This is a genomic window from Fodinibius sp. (genome assembly GCF_034521915.1).
GTDB lineage: Bacteria > Bacteroidota > Rhodothermia > Balneolales > Balneolaceae > Fodinibius.
Window position 1 is genome coordinate 197,717 of record NZ_JAXHLU010000017.1, and the last position, 19,911, is coordinate 217,627.

A 19,911-nucleotide genomic window follows, 5' to 3' on the forward strand; every position below is an offset into this window, starting at 1 on the left:
CACTCTTACTGCTTTTAATTATTACTCAACTATGATTTTCTCGATCCAAAAATATTTTACGGCACTTTTTCTGTTTATTGCTTTTTCCCTGATTCTAAATTCCAATCTGTCTCATGCTCAATCTATGAATGAGGGTATCGAATATTACCAGCAGGGAGATTTTGAACAGGCTATCCAAATATTTAATGATATCGATACTCCCCGAGGAAGGTTATTTGCAGGAAAATCTTATTACAGCCTTGGTCAGTACCTAACGGCAAAGACATATTTAAATCAGGTTAGTCAAGAAGCTCAGAAAGAAATCTATCTTGAAGCAGAATACACCACGGCCCTTGTTGATTTTCAGCTTGGCTTGTATGGAGATGCGCTGAATAGACTTTACGATCTCAAAAATCAATCAGTAAAAACACAGCTGGTAACCAACGGACGTCAGCTTTACAATGAAATCTTAGGCTTCTTAACGCTCGACCAACGAAAGAGAGCTTTTCAGCAGGCAAAATTACCAGAAATTAAATATGATCTTATTAAAGCGGCCATAGGAACAGTACCTCTTGAGGATGCCCGCACACTCTATTCACAACTTGTTCAATCTAAAATTGATACCACCAGTTCAGCCATGCGTGAGCTATCTGAAACTATTGATGACTCTGTGAGTTATGCAACAGAGCGCAGATATGGCAACCAGATTCGTGCTCCCAAAGGTATTATATATGATCTTGGAGCAGCTCTTCCCTCTCATTCCAATTCTGGTTCTGAATTCCAGGTTTCTCGTGGGCTACACTTTGGATATGTAATGGCGGCAGAAGAATTTAACCGGCAGCACACTGATAAAAAGGCGTTTGTCAGGCATGAAAATACCGCGGCCAATATGGATTCTGCCGGACACGCCATGACGAATCTGGCTTGGAATTATCATGCGGATGTTGTGCTCGGTCCCCTATTTTCAGACCCGGCTCGCAAAATGGCTGACCTGGCTGAGCAGTATCATATTCCGTTAGTAGCCCCTCTGGCTAATTCAGACTCACTAAATTTGGATAATCCATACGTGTACCAAGCGAATCCAACGTTTACCTCTCACGGCCGTAAAATGGCAGAGTACGCAGTCCAAAATTTACAGATGGATACTCTGGCTGTTTTAGCTGAAAAAAACTCTTTGGGAGAGGCCTCGGCCTTTGCATTCAGGGACAGAGCTGAAAAGCTGGGTGCTAAAGTTGCGTATTTCTTTGTCGAAGACTTAAAATCAAAGGGGTTCGACCTTACCGACTACACCAAGTTTTTTACAACAGATAGTGCTAAAATTGACAGTTTAGGTAATTATCACTATCTGGATGGAATTTATGCTCCGTTTACAGGTCAGGCTGCTTCTACCCTTGCCGAATTGCTATTGGTAGATATGGAAGCTAAGGGAAGCAATATTCCTGTCATGGGATCACAGGAATGGGGTAATTTTGAGATACCTGAGATTCAGATAAAAAATCAGCCTATCTATTTCTCCGAAAGTTATTATATCAATCAAAAAAGTGAGCGAGTGCAGCAGTTCAAAGAAATGTTTAAACAACGTTTTGATAGCGAACCCAACCGCTTTGCCATGATTGGCTATGATGTTGCTTCATACGTATTAGAGACCCTTAATCGCGTTGAAAATCCTTCTTATCTGAAGAATGCTTTAAAATCACAACCTATGTATGAGGGAATTATTAGCAATATCAATTTTAAAGGCAGTCACATCAATCAAGAAGTAAAAATATTTGAGATAACTGAAAATGGAATTCGCCCGGTGATAAAGCAGGATTAATTCCCATTTTGTTTTCGTTCATTCATTCTCTTGATCCGGTATTGCTCTCGCAGCCATTTTCGCCATTTGGCACTTTTTCGCTTGTGCTCTTCGAAAGTTTTTGAGAAAGCATGCTCACCATTCGGAGTTGCTACCATATATAAAAAATCATGATCTTCGGGATAAATTGCGGCTCTGATAGATGCTAAATCAGGATTGGTAATTGGTCCAGGCGGTAATCCCCGATATTGATAGGTATTATAGGGATGATCAACCTGATAATCCTCATACAAAAGACGTCTCCGTTCTCCTATGGCAAAATTTACGGTAGGATCTGCCTGCAGGCGCATTCCCCTGTTTAACCGATTCCAATAAAGTCCGCTAATTGCTCTTTTCTCCTCATTGTTTCGGGCCTCCCATTCAATGATTGAGGCCAGGGTAACAATTTCATCTACCGATCGATCCAGGTCCTGAATTTGTTCTTGGTAGGATTCAACGACGGATTTATTGAATTCACTCAAAATCCGCTCAAAAAATGACGTTGGAGAGGTAGTCCAGTATACAGAATATGTATTGGGAAATAGCCGCCCAATAACATCTTTTTGATCCAGATTATGCTGCGCAAGAAAAACCGAGTCTTGAATGGCTTGCTGAAAAGCGAGCGAATCAAATTTTAGCTGATTGGCAACCTTATCAACAATATCCGCTTTGGTTCTACCCGGTAAAATAGTTACTGAAACAGGATCTTGTATTCCCCGGCCCAATTTTGACAGAAAAGCATCATAATCCATCGGTTCATCAACTAAATAGTGCCCCTGTTGAAACCTTTTCCATCCGAAAATATTAGCAGCCCATTTTATTTCCTCTTCGTTTTTAATCAGGGATGAATCCATCAATATTTGAGTTAAATCATCCAGCTGCGTTGATTCTTTAAGATAAATTTGTACCGGTTTATCCGACGAAATAGCCTGGGAATTGTAAAGGCGGGACCAGCGCGATTCTGCTATTAAAAATACTGTTGCAAACAGCACCAGCATCCCAAAAATAAATTCGTCGCCAGAAAAAAGTATATAGCGCTTTTTATTCAAAACAGATGAGTAATTATCCAATTATCTTCGTTGCAACTTGGCAAGCAGTCGTAATATTTCGATATAGAGCCAGATGAGCGTAATCATCAAGCCAAAAGAGGTGTACCATTCAAAATATTTGGGGGCGTTTGCCTGAGCTCCTTTTTCAATCATATCGAAATCGAGTGCCAAATTAAGAGCAGCTACGCCTACAATAATAAGACTAAACCCAATACCCATAAATCCTGAACCGTGGATTAGACTTATATTTATTCCGAAGAAACTTAATACAAAGCTAGCCATGTAAACCAGAAAAATTCCACCTGTAGCGGCAATAACCCCCGTCCTAAACTTTTGAGTTACTTGTATCATTCCAGAACGATAAGCAAAAAGCATGGCCGCAAATACACCAAGCGTTAATAAAATGGCGTTATAGACTATTCCGGAATAGGCAGCTTCGTACATAACTGAAATACCGCCCAGAAATAATCCCTCTAATCCGGCGTAAAGAGGAGCTGTGTATGGGGACCATTCTTTTTTAAAAACAGTAGCTAAGGCGACAATAAATCCACCGATGGCTCCACCCCAAATAAGCACCTGTGATGGTTGATACCAGCTCAAAGATGCGCCCATCAAAAGAATTAAAAAGAGCATTCCGGTTTTGTTAATGGTACCACTTACCGTCATACTACCTTCTGATGATACGGTAGATCTATCTAAATTCTGGAATGTCTTTTCACTTAGCGTAGGATTTCCGGTTCTCATATAAATAATTATGGTTAATTTTTTTGAGTGCCTAATATACAATCTCGCTATTATGAATAACAATATTTGAAGACAAAAATTTTGTATTCACTTATAATGCAACAATGTAATTTTTAATTCGTAATGAATAGTGGAAGAGCAACAGTTTGGAGTTACTTAACTCCAAATGCCCTAAAGAAAGAGCTCCCGGCTTTGATCGGCCGGGAGCTTCTATTTTATTCCTTTCCTCCTATTCTTTTTCAATTTTTTCGTCCTTCGAGGCAACCCTTTCCATAAAAGTCTTGTATTATTAAATAGAAGAAACCAATAGTCTATTAACGGGATAGGTTCTGTTTTGATCAAAAAGATCATAGAAGGCTGTCGAAAGAGGCAGCGGGAAAGCCAAAAGGAGCTTTACAAAATGTATTATGCCTATGGCATGAGTATAACCCTGAGGTATGCCGATTCCAGAGAACAAGCTGCAGAAGTATTAAATGACGCTTTCATGAAGGTTTTTACAAATATCGAAAAGTATGATCCTGACCGTCCCTTTAAGCCTTGGCTACGACAAATAATTGTGAACACAGCGATCAACCAATATCACAAGAATCAAAATAAGCTCCAGAAGACAGATTTGGAATCGATTAATCATAAACCAGCCCGAAAACAGGAAGTCTTAAGTGGGATGTCTTATGATGAAATTATTGAGATGGTTCAACAGCTTACGCCCGCTTATAGAACGGTATTTAACCTCTATGTGATTGAAGGATTTAAGCACAAGGAAATTGCAGAGATGCTTGATATTGCAGTTGGTACCTCTAAATCGAATTTGGCTAAAGCGAAGAAAAATCTGCAATCGATTGTAGAGAAAAATTTTATCTAAGAATATGGCTAACGAACAACATAACGATCCCCTTGAAGAATTCTTCAGAAAGAAGGTTCGGGAATACGATATAGAATATAAGGAAGAGGATTGGCTTAAACTGGAAAGCAGGCTTGACGCTGCCGAAGCAGATAATAAGCAGCATAATTACTGGAAACGCTATTCAGCTGCTGCTGCAATCATTTTACTGTTTTCTATCTTAGCATACTACACCTACCAACAACAGCAAAGAATTGATCAGCTCAATGAACGATTAACAAGAAGTGAACAGGTTAAAAATCCTCAAAATGGACCTTTAGAGATATTACCTGATGGGCTTTTCGACTTTTCTTTCCCTAATAATCCATCAGATACTAGATCCGAGCAGACGTTAAACACTAAGCAAAGTTCGGGAAATATTGCTGAGACTACTGAAAACAACCCAGGTAATTCTCAAAATGAGAGAAACTCAAATGAAGAATCACAGCAGCAATTCTCTACATCGGATTCGTATCAACAATCTATAGCTCTGGCCAAACTATCGGAATCCGCCCAACTTTCTGCTCGAGATATGTACACGGATTTTGAAACCTCGGATTTTACCAGCAATAATTTAAATCCGCCAAATACCATAGACCGATCAACGAATACCAGTTATATTCCGGAAAGTTCTAATAAATTTAACACACAGAATCAGCTTCCAGGCCGGCAAACCCCACGACTTACAGTAGGTTTAATGGGAGGACCGGATATAAGCACCGCTGGTGGAATTTCTGATTTCTATGATCCTGGGTATAAAATTGGATTATCTGTTGAATATAATCTTACCAAAAACCTTGCCCTCTCTGTTGGTGCTATACATTCTAAGGTGCAGTATACGGCCAGTGGCAATGATTATAGTCCGCCTGAAGGATATTGGTCCTATGGAGGTGCACCGGAAGAAACCATCGGAAAATGTCTTCTTATCGATATTCCAATAAGCTTAAAATACAACGTTTTGCACTTCGATCATTCAAGACTTTTTGCCACCGGTGGGTTTTCTTCATATATCATGCTTAATGAAGATTATAGATTTACCTATGACGGATATTCATCCGGACAACCACAGCGTTGGCAAGAACGAACGGGAACCCGTCACTGGATGAGCAATGCTGTTTTCTCCTTGGGATATGAAGTGGATCTAAGAAAAGATATTAGTTTACGTATTGAACCATTCATCAAAGTTCCCATGCAGGAAGTCGGCTGGGGTAATGTCAAACTCTATTCCATGGGATCATTTATCTCGGTCAACTACAACATTTTTTAATGTTCCAAACATCTAAATCCAAAAATGTCATAACGGAGTATACCAATGAAATATCCAACCTCTTTTTATATCGGTGGTGCCCAGACTAAAAACCGTATTTCAATTATCTTACGCTTTCTTGATGTAATAGCTATTTGTTTCCTGACTCTGGTACTCGTTTCCTGCGGTGGGGATGGCAACAGCACCGGCCCTGACCCCGATCCGGATCCTGATCCCGACCTAAATCGGAACGTAAGCTTCTCTCAGGATATATCACCCATTTTTCAATCCTCTTGTGCAACTAGTGGTTGTCATGATTCCGGCACTCAAGAAAGTGGCGTCAACTTGAGTTCCTATGATGATGCCATAAATAGCGTAGGCAATCAATATGAAGAGAACATTATTAATGCGGGCAATCCGGATGAAAGTCCCCTTGTGGATAAAATTGAGCCCGATCCCCAGGAAGGCCAGCGTATGCCCTATCAGCGCGATCCATTATCTCAGGCAGATATTGACTCCATCAGGGCCTGGATAGAAGACGGTGCCCCAGATAATTAATCGTATATTGCTATGAATATTAAGCAATTGTTGAATCAAACTGCTTACATACCATCTTTATTCCTTGTTGCGCTATTATTTTTTGCATTGCCTATATCGGGTTCAGCGCAGAGTTACATGACTAAATCGGGGCATGTAGAATTTGATTCATCGGTGCCCTTGCATTCATTTACAGGCGTATCGGATCACCTGGTAGGCAAAATATCGCTAACAGACTCCATCGCTGATTTCTATGTAGATGTAAATACCTTAAAAACGGGAATCGGCAAAAGAGATAACGATATGCTTAGAACGCTTGAAGCAAAAAAATATCCCTTTGCAGAATTTTATGGCAAGATAGTTTCGAATTTTAAACCCATTGACAATCAACCGCAAGAAGTCACCGTAGAAGGTGAATTTACCGTTCACGGAGTTTCAAAGCAGACAACAATTACCGGCACACTTAAAAAAGTACAAGAAGGAATACATGTTGAGGCCTCATGGACGCTCAACATGAAAGATTACAATATTGAACCTCCCGGCATTTTATTTTATCGCGTGAGTGAAAAAATTGACGTGTCCATTTCTGCCACATTAACCCCAAAATAATTTTTCAAAATCTATGAGAGCTCAACTAAAATTTTATTTGGTACCTGTTATTTTACTCCTGTTCTCGATGCAGAGTACAGCTCAAATGGAAAGAGAAAGAGCAAATGTTGTGGAACCGGTAGAAACATTCTGGACGCCTACTCTGATTTCTCAAGCTACAACAGAACATTTACCGGCTGGAAATCTAAATGTTACTATTATGCATAGTTTTGGAATCGCAACTACGAATCCTATCCAGAATTTCTTTGGGTTAGACAATATCCAAAACGTGCGGTTGGGGCTTGATTATGGGATTACCGATAAATGGACGGCAGGAATTGGGCGTTCATCACTATTTCAATGTAGTTGATTTTCGTACCAAATACGCCTTAATGCAAGAAAATACCAGTGGTTCAAAACCAATTAGTTTATCCCTCAAAGCTGATTTGGGCATCGTTACACAGCAAAACAGGCAACCAATTAAGGATGATTTAAGTACGTTAACATCTGCTATTATATCCAAAAAAATTAATGAGCAAATTAGACTGCAGCTATCTCCGATGTATGCATACTTCAGTTCAGTAAGTGTGGAGAATCGAAATGAACTGTTTTCTATTGGAATGGGATCTCAAATTAATTTTTCCGAACGCTTCGCATTAATGGCAGAATACTATCCGATAATTGGAGAAAGTAACCCAAATACTAATAATGCCTTTTCATTAGGGTTGAATATCCAAACCGGTGGACACGTTTTTCAGCTGTTTTTTGCCTCTACTCGGTGGCATCTGGAACAATATGCAATGGCTCAGAATCGCGAACAATTTTGGGCCGGCGATTTCCGCTTTGGATTTAATGTGAACCGAATATTTGGATTGTAAGCATTATTCTATCAGCGAAACAGCTTCCCGGGCAACCTCTCTATTATATTCAAAAGCCAGGTTTTTGTAGTTGATAACGTCTACTATTGTCCCAATAAAACAGAGTCCCGCAGTAAACAGATATAAAAGTCCCATTCCCAACTGGCCAACGAGAAAACGATGCACCCCCGCTACCCCGAAAAAACCAATAAGCGCAGTTAATAAGACCGTTTGAGGATCTTGTCTTCGTGCTCTGTATACTTTAGTAAATCGATCTGCTGATTTATCGTCCATAGACTCCATCACTTTTGAAATATAAGCCGCCTCGTCTCCCTCAAGTTCAGGTAAATAATCTATTACATTAGCCATGATATTATTCTATTTTATTATTGTGATTTAAATAGTTTTTAGAAAACAGGTAAAAAACTCTACCCGACAAAACAATAAGGGCAAATGGTCCTAATATATTCGCTTCCAATGCATTATCAAACTCACCTCGAATAATAAAAGATATTGAATGTCCCAATCCATCTCCGGGACAATATTGGAAACCCAAGTTTTCCAACAAGCATAATCCCGGACCGCTGGCTGTTTTCGGATCCATCAAAGCCAATAACAATAGTCCTACACTAAAGGCAGCAATTTCAAAGTAATTCCGATATAAATATGTGATGATTTCTTTCATTGCAATAAGAAGTACGACAATTCAAAAACTGATGTTACAAAAACAAGTAAATAAAAAGTTAAAAATGTAAGAAATTTTTATTTGATTTGAACCCATAAATAAGGAATTACTATCTATCTCTGTCTGTTATCAACACTAATTTCTCTTGTGACCTAAATCATCAATAAAAAACATGATTAATCAAATTCGATTAGCACGTAAATTTCTTCATCTTATAAATTACTCTATCCGTTATATAGTTTTATTTACGGTTTTATTCGGATTCTTCTCTCTTGCTACTAAAGGCCAGGAGATTGAAGACAGCTTAAAGGTTGATCTTGAGCCTATAGAAGTTACAGCAATGCATTCTGTTATCAGTTCATCGGATGCCCCTGCAGCGCTCAGTATAGTTACAAGAGATTTAATAGATATTAACAGCAGTGCTACACTTTCCCTTGAAGATATTAGCCAGCAAATGCCTGGGATCTGGGTCAATGACCGGCAAAACTACGCACTGGGAGAACGCATAACTATTCGGGGAGTGGGCTGGCGTGCTGCCTTTGGCGTTCGCGGAGTACAGGTTGTACTAAATGATATTCCTTTGACTGTAGCAGACGGACAAACCATGCTCAATATTGTGGAGCCCTCTTTTATCCGTAGAGCTGAGCTTCTGCGTGGTCCCGCCGCGGCCTATTGGGGAAACAGCAGCGGAGGAGTTTTATATCTATCTACAAAACCACGGTATGAGCAGGAGAATAATTTTCGACTGAAAACAATGGCTGGATCTTTTGGAACACAAAAAGTTGAAGGCGAATTTTCTATCCGTAATCCAGATCATAAAATGACGGGATATACCAGCTACTTGAATACTGATGGCTACAGAGACTACAGTGCCGCACAAGTGCTGCGATCAGGGGTAACAGGATCTATAAATCTTACCTCAAACAGTCATTTGCAATATCAGGGAGCGGCCATCTATATGCCAAAAGCTCAACATCCCAGTGCTTTAACAGCCTCAGATGCACAAAATAATCCCACCAAAGCGGTCCCTTCTTTTGTAGATGCCGAGGCCGGGAAACAAATTATGCAGGGACAGGCCGGACTCTCCTATATGCTGCAAACTGATGCCGGAATACTCAATATAACGGGATATACTATTTACAGAGATCTCACAAATCCATTACCATTTGGGATTATCACTGTGAATAGATTGGCTGGTGGCCTGCGTGCTACTTTTGATAAAGAATGGGACTCGCTAAAACTAAAATTCGGGGTAGAATCAAAATTCCAAAATGATGACCGGGAAGAGTTTGAAAATATTGGAGATGCCACACGCGGGTCCATTACCGTTGATCAGGTTGAACAGGTCTGGAACCAAGCTATTTTTTCTACGGCGACCTATTCTTTCGGCAAATTTAACATTCTTAGTAGCCTTCGATTTGATCGAATAAATTTTAGTACCGATGCAAATACGGCTTCACAGTCGGGAGACCGCACTTTTAAGTCTGTGAGTCCAAGTCTGGGAATTAACTACCGACCTGGGAATCAAAATATATTTGCGAATGTAAGTACGTCATTTGAGGCTCCTACGACAACCGAATTGGTTAATAGACCCGGTGGTGGTAACGGATTTAATCCAAATCTAAAACCTGAACAAACAGTCGGCTTAGAAACCGGGATAAGAGGTGACATTGCATCAAATACACTCACTTACGACTTAACCTTCTATCGACTCTGGATTGAAGACTTGTTATTCCCCTATCAACTTGAAACAGATGGACCTACCTTCTATCGAAATCAGGGAGAAACTCGCCACACCGGTGTAGAAGCACAAATTGGATGGCAGATCAAACAGGACTTGAAAATATCCGCTAATACAACCGTTACGAAAGCAGAATTCAAACAGGCACAAACTGTTGACAGCCTTTCATTAAGAGGTAACAAAGTTCCGGGTATTGCTCCCTTTCGGCTGAATGGAAAAGTCAGCTGGTCGCCCGGGAACTTTTTACTTTCGCTCACCTACAAACATGTAAGCAGCTATATGGCTGATAATTTAAACACGGCTAAAAACGACGCTTATAATATTTTTGATGCTTCATTTAGTTTTAGAAAGCTTTTTAGCTCCCAAGGTGTTGAGTTACAGCCATTTATAAATGTTAATAATCTGTTTGACTCCCGTTATAATGGCTCTGTTACTGTAAATGCTTTTGGGGGGCGCTATTTTGAACCAGCCCCCGGCAGAAGCTGGCAGGCAGGTGTTTCGGTAAATTTTTAAAAAGGACTAATCTAAATAAATCCTTTCTAACTTGTAACAAATAGCGTTTATGCTATCTTGTTAATACAGACATGATATAAAAAGGAGCCTATTATGATTAAACACTTTCTTTTTATCGTTTTATTAATTGGCGGTGTCTACTACTACTGGACAACAAGTCCGGTAGAGCATGGACCCGGTGTAGTAGCCCCTGAAACCCCTGTTCAGGAAGTTACCTATAACGCTGATAAATTCACTCACAAAGGTTTTAAAATAACACCTAAGGCCAATATTGATCTTGAAGCGAGGGTACTTTCAATTAAAAATTACTATTTCGACAAGTATTCAGAGCTTGTGCCTACCGACATTGTTGTTGGTTGGGGCCCCATGTCTGATGAGCGTAATTTAAACTCATTAATGGTTCGTCAGTCCGATCGTTCATTTTATTTTGAAATGGCGAAGCCCCCTATCGAGAAAAATGCCATGTGGGAGCATGCCTCAAATATGCATCTTGTTGGATCTACAGAGCAAATACGCAATAAAATAAGATCGCTCAGAGAAGGGCATATTATTCGTATCGAAGGATACTTGGTAAATGCCACCTCACCAAAAGAAGGATGGACATTAAAAAGCTCTTTAAAAAGAGATGATATCGGAAATAATTCCAGCGAATTAGTTTGGATAAAAAGCCTTACTATTCTTTAATTGGATGCTATAAAAATCACATCCAATTAAGAATTATATTTTCTATGTCGTGGCTTAAAGATGTTATTGTTGACATCCTGGCAACAGTTGCCATTATCGCTGCAGTATTATCTTCTAACATCTTCTTAAAGGGACTTGTCTGGGGATACACCGGACTGCTGCTTTTTGTTAAATTGCTAGTCTATTTTGGAGATGGCTTTATGAATATGATGAACAAAGCCAAAACCTCAGCACCCGATTGGTTCACCCACCTTCTATATGCCACTAATACAGGTGTGCTACTATATTTTCAATGGTGGTATGCCGGCGCTGGTTGGGGAATAATTTGGCTCATTTCTTATTTGACGCAACAAGAAATAGATCAAAAATAGCTGATTAATAGATCTTTCAAGGTCTTTTAAATCCTTTATTACTGTATAAATAAATATAACTGGGTAACGCCCAAATTTGGCAGGCCAACCAAAGACGGTAATTAGATAAAAGAAAAGCAGTTGTATCGAAGAAGCGAGTGAACTCCATTTATATTTTCTTAGACATAATAGACCCATAATTTTTTTACAAAGATAAATGTCTATAGGTAATGCGGAATAAAAATTGCACTACCCTATCTTTTTTGAGTAAAACGGAATATCCTCTTATTGATTTGATAAATTTATGTTATGTTTTGAGCTGAATTGAAATCCCTTATTAAATTATTGTTTGCTATGGAAAAAATGGACAGGCTTCGCGATGCTATTACAGATTACATTAACGAAAATGGCGTAGAATACCAGCGGCTACTTTTGTCGAGAACTTTCTATACAAAATTGAAAAAAGAAGCAGACGAACATGATGTACCTATAGATCTTCCAAATATGGAAATTAAAGACAATGCGGATTACGATTTTAAACTCCTCCCCTAATACCGGGTTTTATTCGGAACACCCTGATCCATTTGAACATATAAAGCTAAAAAAGTTTTATGTTCTGGATCGGTTCTGGTGCCCTTGTAGTCATCTTTTTGAGTTTTCGAGCTTATATTAACAACCGAGATAAATTCCAAAAAAAGATTATTCGTGATCAATATTCACGATTAATTTTTTACTTGTTGCAAGGAATAAATATAGTGCTCATTATTTCGGGCCTATTATTTCTAATGCTTGCTTTAGTAAGCCACGTAAATGGTTTTGAAGTAATTTTTTCCTCGGAGTACGATTATCACTTAAAGTTGAATAGCAGCTAAATTCTTAAGCAGAGTTTCTTACTAAACTCCCAAATAAATCACATTTGCAGACGTTCAACTTTGTAAATAGTGAATAGAATCATTATTGTGTATTACAAGGAATAAATTTTAACTAAATAAAGGTACCATAGCTCTATGCCAAGATGTGAAATTTACCAAGATGCCAAAGGGAAATGGAGATGGAGACAAACCTCCAAAAACGGTGATATCGAAGCCTACTCCGATGGCGGATTTGAAGATAAAGAAGAATGTAAAAAAGACGGAAAAGAAAACGGTAACTGTACAAGTTACACACGAAGTAACTCCTATTAATCACTTTTTTGCTACTACAAAGCTGCTCTTCATTTCCGGGGAGCAGCTTTTTTATTTGTTAAGTTACTCTGCATAAAGCATTTACGAAGACAGCAAAAACCAGCTAATTTATTCGGAATTTATTTAGTATTTAAGTAGTTATTTTCTATATACTTAAAGCTAATTTGTACGAAGAAAAAGATACCCATTTGCTAAACTCCTGATAAATTATCCATTATCAGTTATAATCTCCCTAAATATCCTATCTATGGAAATACGACTCTACAAAAAAGGTGATATTGAGCAAGTTGCCCATTTGCTTGGCGACTCGGTAAGCATTTTAAATGCTGAAGGATATCCAGAAACAGAAAAATCCTCTTTTGCTCTGAATAATATTCAATACACAGATTGGGAAGAAACCTGTTTGACCAATTTCACTGTTGTTGCTGAAATTAATAATAGTATTGTTGGAATTGGGCAGATCAATTATGGTGGCCATATCAACTGTTTTTATTGTCATCCCGATTATCGAGGTCAAGGCATCGGCAAACAACTATATACTGCATTGGAAGAGTATGCTACTGCCAAAGACATCTCAACCATCCATACCGAAACCAACGCCCTGGACCGACCATTTTATTTCAAAATGGGCTTTTCTACAGTTCAAAAGCAAAGAGTTCTATTAAATGGTGAGATTGAATCGAACTTCGTAGTGCAAAAACAGTTATCCACTTGACATAAAAAGAAGTGACTTCAATATTTGATGATATATTCTTTTATCGCTATGTATTAAGGCTCTAATGGCACAACAGCTTTTATTATGATTGAAGGATTATATCAATCAGAATATTGGCTCAGCACTTTCATAATACAACGTGGACTGGGTTTCATCTATGTAATAGCGTTTCTGGTTGCTATAAATCAATTCAGGCCACTACTGGGAGAAAATGGCCTCATGCCTGTCCCCCGTTTTTTAAACCGCATCCCGTTTAAGAAATCACCCAGCATTTTTCACTGGCATTATTCTGATCACTTTTTCGCAATTATTGCATGGGCAGGATTTGCACTCGCTTTACTTGCTGCACTCGGTATTTCAGATGCAGGCCCTTTATGGCTTTCAATGCTGGTTTGGATTTTACTTTGGATACTATACCTCTCAATTGTAAATGTAGGTCAGCTCTTTTATGGTTTTGGATGGGAATCTCTGCTTCTGGAAGCCGGCTTTTACGCGATCTTCCTGGGTCCTATAAAATACGAAAGCTCCCTAATAATGATATTTATCCTGCGCTGGCTTGTATTTAGGGTCGAGTTCGGAGCCGGTCTCATTAAGATGCGTGGCGACAAGTGCTGGCGTAATTTAACCTGCCTCAACTACCACCACGAAACCCAACCGATGCCCAACCCCTTAAGTAGGTTCTTTCATCTATTGCCACAAAAGCTTCATAAGCTGGAAACACTATTTAATCATATTGTTCAATTGGGAGCCGTATGGCTGTTGTTTTTACCGCAACCATTTGCAACTATCGGAGCATTATTGATTATATTATCTCAGCTTTACCTAATCATAAGCGGAAATTATGCCTGGTTGAATTGGCTTACGCTCATATTAGCGTTCAGTGGCATTAGTAATGAATATCTGTCTTACCTTATCCCGATTTCTCCACCGACAGAACTCTTCGCCAGTTCATTGCTGGGAATCCTTACCATTATTGTTGGGATCATTGTAGCCTATTTAAGTATGGGGCCCATTAAAAATATGATTTCTCCTCAACAACGGATGAATGCAAGCTTTAATCCGTTGCATCTGGTTAATACATACGGTGCATTTGGATCAGTAACCAGAACACGTTATGAGATCGTAATTGAAGGAACGACCGACGATCAAATTAACTCGGAAACAATCTGGAAAGCATACGAATTTAAGGGTAAGCCCGGTAACCCAAAACGGGTCCCAATGCAGTGGGCTCCCTACCATCTTCGTCTTGATTGGCAAATGTGGTTTGCAGCCATGACTCCCATTCGGTCCAACACCTGGCTCCTTAAATTTATTCATAAATTGTTAAAAGGCGACCAAAATACCTTAAAACTTTTATCAGATAATCCTTTTAAAAATAATTCTCCCAATTATATACGGGCACGTCTATTTAAATACAAATTTACAAACCATGACGAATATAAAGATACCGGAAACTGGTGGAAGCGGAGCTTTGAACGGATGTACTTACCGCCACAATCTAAAGAAGATTTACAACACCTGTAGTCTTGATAGCTAAAACCATTAAGGAATCATACATTATTCTATTAATGTTTAAACTATGTGTTAATCCTAAAAAAGTATTTCACTATGTTTTTCCTAAAATCAGATGAGCTTCAAGACCATGTTCAATCCATTATTCACAAGGATACCCAGCAACACAAAACTCATTTTGATTTAACCGTAGATTCGATTCACAAATTTACAAAGGCCGGCTCGCTGGATTTTGGTGGCAGTGAGTTTGAAGCAGCAGATAAGAAAATGATCAATCCACAAAAGAACCAAGGGGAAGACTATGGATGGTGGAACCTCCCGCAAGGGCATTACCAGGCAACTATGAATGAAAGTATTAAAGAAGTAGAAGACACAATGGCATTCATTAATCTGCATCCACATGCTCGTGAAGCGGGTATTGTTGCCAATACATCAATGATGCCCAATCAACATAATGGGAATCTAATAACGGTTAACTTTTTTGCGCCCGACCCCGGCTGCAATATTAAAGAAAATGCACGTTTTGCTGTCTTATATTTGTTGGCCAGCTAATAATTTGGGATACTAAGGTCAATTTTTAACACACGAAGTTATAAATGGATATCGTAAACTGGGGAATCCTAAGCACGGCAAAGATAGGCGTTGAAAAAGTTATCCCCGCCATACAGCAGGCTGAAAATTCTACCGTAAAAGGGATTGCTTCCCGATCGAAAGAAAAAGCCAATACTGCGGCGAAAAAGCTCGAAATATCAAATGCGTATGGTTCATACGGTGAACTATTAGCAGACCAGTCCATCGATGCTATTTATAATCCCCTGCCCAACCACCTGCATGTTCCAAAAACTGTGGAGGCATTGGAAGCCGGAAAACATGTACTGTGTGAAAAACCGATTGCCTTGAATAGACAAGAGGCCCAAGAATTGATACAAAAGGTAAACACCTATCCAAATCTAAAAGTGATGGAAGCATTTATGTATCGCTTTCATCCCCAGTGGAAAAAAACCAAGTCGCTGGTTTCTGATGGAGAGATTGGTGCTCTTAAGACGGTGGACTCATTCTTCTCCTATTATAACGATGATCCCGACAATATCCGTAATAAACCTGATATGGGTGGTGGCGGACTCATGGATATCGGATGTTATTGCATTTCATTGTCACGATTTCTTTTTGATGAAGAACCGAACGACATTTCAGGATACTGGAAAATAGATCCGAAGTTTAAAACTGATTATTTGGCATCCGGAGTAATCGAATTTAACTCTGGAACTGCTACCTTTACTTGTGCTACGCAAACAGTGCCCCATCAACAAGTAACTGTTATAGGTACGGAGGGTAGAATTATTATTGAGATTCCCTTTAATGCTCCACCGGATCAAACAACCAGAATTTGGCTGTTTAAAGATAATGAAAAGAAAGAGATCACCTTTTCGGTTGTAAATCAATATACTCAGCAAGCAAAGGCATTCTCCGATGCTGTTATTAAAGACAATCCGGTTCCAACGCCACTTACCGACGCAGTGAACAATATGACTGCTATTGATGCTTTTAGAGAAAGTGCAAAAAGCCTATCAAATTAAACTTTTATACACTAATAAAAATAATATCTTAAATTTTAGTAACGAGAATCTTCTAAGGATTTATGGGTCAGAAAACAGAAAAAATTTATAACCGGGCTAAAGAAAATTTAGAAAAGCAAAACCATGAACATGCTTTGCGCCTGTTTAATGAGGTTTTAAACAGAGAACCTGGACATCCAGAAGCCCTTCGCAATAAGGCACTCATAAAAGTCATGAATAAAAATGACGAAGAGGCTGAAAAGTTTCTTTTGTTTGCTATAGAACAACAGCCGGACGATGATCAGCTTTATCAACTGTTAGGTACACTATATCACAACAATGGAAAGCCCCAGAAAGCGCTTGCACAATTTAAAAAAGCCATTAATGTAAATGCAGATAACCCAATAGCCCAACAGGGAGCTGCCATGGTATATGCTCACATGCTGGGTAAACATGAACAAGCGATTATACACTTTACCAAAGCGCTTGAAAGTAATCCCCAAAATGTGGAACTGCTCTTTAACCGTGGGTGCAGCTATATGATATCAGAGCAAATGGATAAAGCAGAACAGGACTTACGTGAAGCAGCTGAACTTAATCACAAAAAAGCCCACGAAATGTTAGAAAAATATTTCTAACATCATTACTCTTTTGTTTTCACTAATTGGTTAAAAATCCTCTTAAGAAATGGATATAACGACGTGACCTCTCTCCCATTATTTCTAAGCTGATCTCCTATTTCGAAAGCAATTTGCCACTGATTCATTAAGATATTTTGCCCCTCAATAAAGGTAAACCTATCATCGTAAATATTTGTTGACTCTGATGTTACACCATTCACCTCAACTATTTTTAATCCTTTTCCATCTTTTAATTGCTCGTAATCCGGCACTTTAATATCAAACCTACCGAAGTAAAAACCCCGTGCCGATTTACAAATTTCGTTCATCCTTTTTGACAAAGCTTCGGTAATAAGCTCCTTACCATCAAAAAAGACAGCACCCCGTGCATGAGTTCCTATATCAACTAATGTGATCCGTTCCTTCTCAGCGGGTATCTCAAACAGACGATCTTCATTTTGCTTGAGATACTCTTTTCCCATATTCACTGCCAAATCATCAGATAAAATAAGCTCTTGCACCGTTTTTTTTCCATCTCCAACAATTTGGGGCAACTCCTTTTTTGTAATCGAAAAAATATGCCCTTCCTCCTCTTGAGGTTTTCGATAATAGAAAATTCCAACTTCCTTACCTTCTACAAACTCCTGTATAATAATATCCTCTGAACATTCAGAAAGATAATCCTGAAGTTCATGGCGATCTTTTATAATGCTAACGCCCTTCCCTCTTTCTCCTACATCGGGTTTAAGCACAACCGGAAAGCTCATCTCATTCTCTTTTAAAAATTCGTCAGCAGCATCAAGCATATTTTCGAACTCTTCATCGAAAGAAATCCTCTTAAATGATGCTACAGATGAAGAATCCTTAAATAAATCCAGAATAGCACTTTTAGATTCTCCAACAAATCCCCCGTCCGGGATAGCAGGATTAACAGCTGTAAACAACGTTAGGCAACGATATTTTATCCCCAAATAAATAATATACAGCGTTACTGGGGTATAGATAATAATAGGCCACCAGTATTGCCAGCGCGTTAATTTTCGATATCGGGACAGTAACAGTCGCCGTCCTTTATAGCTAAAGGCGGGAATAATAAGCTTAATAAACATGATAATGAATGCTACGGCACCCAGAAACACCCATATGGCATAATCCTGATAGAGCTCAAAATAGCGCAATAACTCATTTCCAAGCAGCTTCGAGATCCCCACAAGCATGGGGGTCCAAACAAGACCTGCAAGAATAAAATAAAAGATAAACATCCAGAAGCCTGCCCTGATTACCCCTGCACTAAAATATGTTGGCATTCTGCTGCCCGGCAAAAACCGGGTTGCTATAATAATTGCCGGACCTTTTACCTTAAACCATTGGGCACTTTTTTCAAGGTCTTTTTCTGATATAAACCATTTAAATGGCGCCCTTTTGATCGCCGGTCGTCCCAGCACTCTTCCCGCTAAGTATAGGCCCACATCACCAATAAAAATACCAAGAAAACAAGCCAGTGTGGCTGGCCAAAATCCGATTAAGCCGCGTGCTACCAGTAATCCCGCCCCAATACAGGTTAAGTCTTCGCTGATCAGCGTACCCAAAATGATGATCACCATAATTATCAGAAGAGAAACACCTTCGAATTTTGCAAACTCGACATTTGAAAACGACTTTTCGGCTTCTTTTATACGTTCTTTTGAGGCGTTATCCGCCGTAGTTGCAGTACCTTGTTCAACTTCAGTAATAAATGAATTAATGGCCTGGCTAACTGAATCGCTATGAGTCTCCAGTAGATCGTGATCCGCCTCATATAACTGTAGTTCACTTTGTGGAACAATGCGATGATGCTCTTGAGCCGCCGCCAGTGGCACTAAGGGATCTTTCTTACCATGGAGTATGATCATAGGTTTTCGAAGCTGTTTTAGGTAAGATCTGAGCGGTCTCTGATCAGACTCATAATGTCTTTTCGCATAGGAGACATCAATATCGATGGCTTCAAAAAGCCCGAAATGCGGAACGGCATTGTGTAGCAGCCATACTGCTCCCAACTGCAATCCATGTACTGCATGATTTAAGCGATAGCTTCCCAACAGCTCCAACTCTTGCACTCCGACTGAGGCAATAAGTCCTACGGATTTTATTTTATTGGGATGGTCGTGAGCCAAATGAATGGCGCTAGGGCCTCCCAGTCCAAAGCCAAATACATGCGCGGTCGAAATATTAAGAGTATCTAAAAACTGTGAAGTATATACTGAGGAGGTTTCAAAAGAATAGCTTGGCAGATTATCATTTCCACTTCCATAACCCGGCAAATGTGGTATTATAACTCTCATTTTTGAAGATAAATCCGGAATTATCTCTTGGAATACTTCAGGCCCCTCTGGTCCCCCTGGTAACAATAACAAAACGGGTGGATTATCTTCTGAACCGCTATATATATCCTGATAACCAATGGTGATATCTTTATCAGACAGGGACTGATCAGGATTGACGATATTTAGCTGTACAGTTTTGTTAGCCTCTTCTTGTTCCGGCAGTGGACTTTGAAAAAAGTTTGTAATGAGGTGAGATAATACCAGAGCAGCAACATAAATGAGAATGTATTTTTTCCAGCCTTTTATGCTCTTTAACATCTAATTATTCTATGCA

The 19,911-nt window shown here is 39.2% G+C and carries 22 protein-coding genes; 17 read left to right on the forward strand and 5 right to left on the reverse strand.

Annotation, left to right across the window (positions count from 1 at the left end):
* The first annotated feature begins 31 nt into the window (after nt 1-31).
* Nucleotides 32-1,795: an ABC transporter substrate-binding protein gene (locus U5J89_RS13375; protein WP_322576146.1), complete on the forward strand. Its 1,764-nt coding sequence runs from the start codon at nt 32-34 to the stop codon at nt 1,793-1,795.
* Here U5J89_RS13375 and mltG read toward each other — a convergent pair.
* Together mltG and U5J89_RS13385 are read right to left on the reverse strand one after the other, a co-directional pair.
* Nucleotides 1,792-2,883 carry an endolytic transglycosylase MltG gene (gene mltG, locus U5J89_RS13380; RefSeq protein ID WP_322576147.1) on the reverse strand — a complete coding sequence of 364 codons (1,092 nt, stop codon included), beginning with the start codon at nt 2,881-2,883 and terminating at the stop codon, nt 1,792-1,794. The genes U5J89_RS13375 and mltG overlap by 4 nt on opposite strands.
* Nucleotides 2,884-3,606, reverse strand: a complete 723-nt coding sequence (locus U5J89_RS13385) for a Bax inhibitor-1/YccA family protein (RefSeq protein WP_322576148.1) — start codon at nt 3,604-3,606, stop codon at nt 2,884-2,886.
* Between the two features lie 334 nt (nt 3,607-3,940).
* Here U5J89_RS13385 and U5J89_RS13390 point away from each other — a divergent pair, with 334 nt between their 5' ends.
* From U5J89_RS13390 to U5J89_RS13415, 6 genes are all read left to right on the forward strand, one after another.
* Complete coding sequence (locus tag U5J89_RS13390; protein ID WP_322576149.1) at nt 3,941-4,468, forward strand: RNA polymerase sigma factor; 528 nt, start codon at nt 3,941-3,943, stop codon at nt 4,466-4,468.
* Nucleotides 4,469-4,472: 4 nt separating this feature from the next.
* A complete protein-coding gene (locus U5J89_RS13395) occupies nt 4,473-5,753 on the forward strand; it encodes an outer membrane beta-barrel protein (protein WP_322576150.1) in 1,281 nt (426 codons plus the stop codon).
* A 45-nt stretch (nt 5,754-5,798) separates the two neighbouring features.
* Nucleotides 5,799-6,290 (forward strand): c-type cytochrome domain-containing protein, encoded by a 492-nt coding sequence (locus U5J89_RS13400; RefSeq protein WP_322576151.1) that lies wholly within the window; start codon nt 5,799-5,801, stop codon nt 6,288-6,290.
* A 117-nt stretch (nt 6,291-6,407) separates the two neighbouring features.
* Nucleotides 6,408-6,878 carry a YceI family protein gene (locus U5J89_RS13405; RefSeq protein ID WP_322576152.1) on the forward strand — a complete coding sequence of 157 codons (471 nt, stop codon included), beginning with the start codon at nt 6,408-6,410 and terminating at the stop codon, nt 6,876-6,878.
* Between the two features lie 13 nt (nt 6,879-6,891).
* Nucleotides 6,892-7,227 carry a DUF5777 family beta-barrel protein gene (locus tag U5J89_RS13410; RefSeq protein WP_322576153.1) on the forward strand — a complete coding sequence of 112 codons (336 nt, stop codon included), beginning with the start codon at nt 6,892-6,894 and terminating at the stop codon, nt 7,225-7,227.
* Nucleotides 7,166-7,735, forward strand: coding sequence for a DUF5777 family beta-barrel protein (locus tag U5J89_RS13415; RefSeq protein ID WP_322576154.1), 570 nt, complete (start codon nt 7,166-7,168; stop codon nt 7,733-7,735). The genes U5J89_RS13410 and U5J89_RS13415 overlap by 62 nt, the downstream gene beginning before the upstream one ends.
* A 3-nt stretch (nt 7,736-7,738) precedes the next feature.
* Here U5J89_RS13415 and U5J89_RS13420 read toward each other — a convergent pair whose 3' ends face one another.
* A complete protein-coding gene (locus U5J89_RS13420) occupies nt 7,739-8,083 on the reverse strand; it encodes a TM2 domain-containing protein (RefSeq protein WP_322576155.1) in 345 nt (114 codons plus the stop codon).
* Between the two features lie 4 nt (nt 8,084-8,087).
* Nucleotides 8,088-8,399: a DUF2752 domain-containing protein gene (locus U5J89_RS13425; protein WP_322576156.1), complete on the reverse strand. Its 312-nt coding sequence runs from the start codon at nt 8,397-8,399 to the stop codon at nt 8,088-8,090.
* 172 nt (nt 8,400-8,571) lie between these two features.
* Between U5J89_RS13425 and U5J89_RS13430 the strand changes: the two genes are divergently transcribed.
* The 10 genes from U5J89_RS13430 to U5J89_RS13475 all read left to right on the forward strand — a co-directional run bounded on the left by U5J89_RS13430 (nt 8,572) and on the right by U5J89_RS13475 (nt 17,292).
* A complete protein-coding gene (locus U5J89_RS13430) occupies nt 8,572-10,653 on the forward strand; it encodes a TonB-dependent receptor (protein ID WP_322576157.1) in 2,082 nt (693 codons plus the stop codon).
* Nucleotides 10,654-10,746: 93 nt separating this feature from the next.
* On the forward strand, nt 10,747-11,337 hold the full coding sequence (locus U5J89_RS13435; protein ID WP_322576158.1) for a hypothetical protein: 591 nt from the start codon (nt 10,747-10,749) through the stop codon (nt 11,335-11,337).
* Nucleotides 11,338-11,381: 44 nt separating this feature from the next.
* Nucleotides 11,382-11,708, forward strand: coding sequence for a hypothetical protein (locus U5J89_RS13440; protein WP_322576159.1), 327 nt, complete (start codon nt 11,382-11,384; stop codon nt 11,706-11,708).
* Nucleotides 11,709-12,041: 333 nt separating this feature from the next.
* The gene (locus U5J89_RS13445) at nt 12,042-12,239 is read left to right on the forward strand and encodes a hypothetical protein (RefSeq protein ID WP_322576160.1); all 198 of its coding nucleotides are present in this window, start codon (nt 12,042-12,044) and stop codon (nt 12,237-12,239) included.
* A gap of 455 nt (nt 12,240-12,694) precedes the next feature.
* On the forward strand, nt 12,695-12,871 hold the full coding sequence (locus tag U5J89_RS13450; RefSeq protein ID WP_322576161.1) for a hypothetical protein: 177 nt from the start codon (nt 12,695-12,697) through the stop codon (nt 12,869-12,871).
* Nucleotides 12,872-13,118: 247 nt separating this feature from the next.
* Nucleotides 13,119-13,586 carry a GNAT family N-acetyltransferase gene (locus tag U5J89_RS13455; RefSeq protein WP_322576162.1) on the forward strand — a complete coding sequence of 156 codons (468 nt, stop codon included), beginning with the start codon at nt 13,119-13,121 and terminating at the stop codon, nt 13,584-13,586.
* Nucleotides 13,587-13,670: 84 nt separating this feature from the next.
* The gene (locus U5J89_RS13460; RefSeq protein WP_322576163.1) at nt 13,671-15,110 is read left to right on the forward strand and encodes a lipase maturation factor family protein; all 1,440 of its coding nucleotides are present in this window, start codon (nt 13,671-13,673) and stop codon (nt 15,108-15,110) included.
* Between the two features lie 84 nt (nt 15,111-15,194).
* Complete coding sequence (locus U5J89_RS13465; RefSeq protein ID WP_322576164.1) at nt 15,195-15,650, forward strand: hypothetical protein; 456 nt, start codon at nt 15,195-15,197, stop codon at nt 15,648-15,650.
* A gap of 44 nt (nt 15,651-15,694) precedes the next feature.
* The gene (locus U5J89_RS13470) at nt 15,695-16,675 is read left to right on the forward strand and encodes a Gfo/Idh/MocA family oxidoreductase (protein WP_322576165.1); all 981 of its coding nucleotides are present in this window, start codon (nt 15,695-15,697) and stop codon (nt 16,673-16,675) included.
* Between the two features lie 62 nt (nt 16,676-16,737).
* Nucleotides 16,738-17,292: a tetratricopeptide repeat protein gene (locus U5J89_RS13475; RefSeq protein WP_322576166.1), complete on the forward strand. Its 555-nt coding sequence runs from the start codon at nt 16,738-16,740 to the stop codon at nt 17,290-17,292.
* A gap of 5 nt (nt 17,293-17,297) precedes the next feature.
* Here U5J89_RS13475 and U5J89_RS13480 read toward each other — a convergent pair whose 3' ends face one another.
* Nucleotides 17,298-19,895, reverse strand: coding sequence for an alpha/beta fold hydrolase (locus U5J89_RS13480; RefSeq protein ID WP_322576167.1), 2,598 nt, complete (start codon nt 19,893-19,895; stop codon nt 17,298-17,300).
* Nucleotides 19,896-19,911: the final 16 nt, after the last annotated feature.